Source organism: Petrocella sp. (assembly GCF_059865615.1).
This window is the reverse complement of record NZ_JCBCDA010000151.1, coordinates 1-1,976: the sequence shown is the minus strand read 5'-3', so window position 1 is coordinate 1,976 and position 1,976 is coordinate 1. Positions and strand designations below refer to the sequence as shown.

General features: G+C 34.7%; 3 protein-coding genes. 1 reads left to right on the top strand and 2 read right to left on the bottom strand.

The genetic code is table 11. The features are described from left to right. Positions 1 to 28 precede the first annotated feature (28 nt). A complete protein-coding gene (locus AC6F8J_RS14810) occupies positions 29 to 394 on the top strand; it encodes a helix-turn-helix domain-containing protein (RefSeq protein WP_500724399.1) in 366 nt (121 codons plus the stop codon). Positions 395 to 479: 85 nt separating this feature from the next. Here the strand turns inward: AC6F8J_RS14810 and AC6F8J_RS14805 are convergent, their stop codons facing one another. Together AC6F8J_RS14805 and AC6F8J_RS14800 are read right to left on the bottom strand one after the other, a co-directional pair. Then, positions 480 to 995, bottom strand: a complete 516-nt coding sequence (locus tag AC6F8J_RS14805) for a hypothetical protein (protein ID WP_500724398.1) — start codon at positions 993 to 995, stop codon at positions 480 to 482. A gap of 65 nt (positions 996 to 1,060) precedes the next feature. Next, a partial coding sequence (locus AC6F8J_RS14800) for a hypothetical protein (protein ID WP_500724397.1) occupies positions 1,061 to 1,976 on the bottom strand: 916 nt, incomplete at its 5' end.

Sequence of the window (1,976 nt, the reverse complement as noted above, 5' to 3'; positions counted from 1 at the left end):
CTAAACGCATTCAAAAACATTACAGATTATGCACATAGGCTTAAACATCAAAAAAATAAGGGAAGATAAAAGCTTGATGCAAAAGGAAGTGGCTGCGGTTGCTGGCATGCACCCTGCCAATTACAATAAAGTAGAGAAGGGCGAACGGGAGCCATCTATCAATGCCCTTGATAAAATTGCTAAGTTTTTTGGTTTAACCGTTGACCAGCTAATCCATTACGAAGGCAGCATCCCTAAAGAAGTGACCATTGAGGATAAAACCACCAGCGAAAGGCTGCGGATGATAGAACAGCTTGAGGAGCCAGACAAGCAGGCCCTTTTCAGGATGATTGACTGCATGCTCACCAAAAACAAGTTCAAGGACTTCTTCAGCAAAAACATCGCCATGCTCTAAAATAACAAAACCCGCCCAAAAACAGGCGGGTTTCGCTTTTCCTATGCCGTAATGCCCAACGGCGTTTCAATCTGATAGCCTCGGCTTAACGGGGGGGGGTATTTATGGTGCGTTCATTGACTAACAACTCATACCCCTTTAACCTATCATCAAAATAATACTCTTTTTTGATAGCAATTTTTCTGTTTATATCAAAGTATATCCGAAAATCTAGAAAATCCTCACCAGCCGTTCTTTTATCGTAGTTGAAATCAAATAAGTAACACTTACTAGTATTAAACTCATATATAATTGTGTCTAAATAGATGTCTAATACCCTTACGGTGAGGCTATCAAAATAGTCTATATCATACTGTGTTTTCCACTCTTCACCTTTAAATGCATCAGTTTTTAGCTTTAAAACCCCGTATAAAAAATATGAATTATGGTCATAATATTCTTTTGTCAAATGATCATAATTTCTAATGTCGTTAATTACAAAATTACTGTCTAAACCATAGTAATAGTAATTAAAAACAGTATCTTGAATATATTTTGAAACTACGGAACTGAAACTCCCTTTTGTGTTAATACCACTGTCTTGGAAAAAATCGTATTTCATATACTCAGTTGAACTTTGAGTCCATGACATTGATATTAATGTAATTATAAAAAATAGATTCTTCATTATTTAAACTGTTTCTTTAATTCTTCAAATAATTTTTTAGCATCATCCCCAGTATATCGTCTCACATTTGGGTCTCCGTTTCTCACTAGGTCATCTACATAACTACTAATTTTTTGCATTAATACTCCTCTTTCTTTTTCAGATGCAACATCAAGTAATTGACCAACAAATGTATTGTAAGAACCTTTCTTCCCTTGCAAGAATTTTACATGATCTAACTGTCCCCCAGATGTATAGTTTCCATCCGCCTTTTTTATATCCCCTTCATAATTTCCAATCATTATGAGCTTATAGGCTATATACTCCTTTGAATAATTGCCAGATAGTAATTCCTCTATACTACTTATTTTTCTTGAGTTATGAATAAATGATTCATGACCGAAGGTATCTGAACCAACAATAGAATTTAAACTCTTATTTGAAATCCTAGCATTAAAAACTAACTGCAAATTATCTCCTATATCTTCAGCAGTAATAGCATTGATTGGCATATATTTTCCATCCCTCATAAATCCCATACTAGCATTTCCAGTACCTTCCATTAAATGCTCTCCCCTAATCCTATAAATATGATTTTTCATATTGCCAGTTTCGAACGAAGATTTAAGCTTTTGCATTTCTCCTGTTCTCAAAGCTAAGTTATATGAATAAGAATTTTTTATTGCATCAGAAGGTTCCCATATTCTTCCGTCAGGATCGACTAAAAGTATCGGATTGTTCCCTACATAAACATAAGGAGTGTAACTTATATACATCTCAGCCATTGGATCGATCCTATAAAACCTCTGTACAACTTTTTCCTGCTGTTCATCGGCTCTATAGACCACTTTTAGCGGCGTTTCATCCTGATAATATGTAAGTTTCGGGCAACCCATCTTTTTCAAAAATACACTTTTTATTTTCAATTGAAGATTT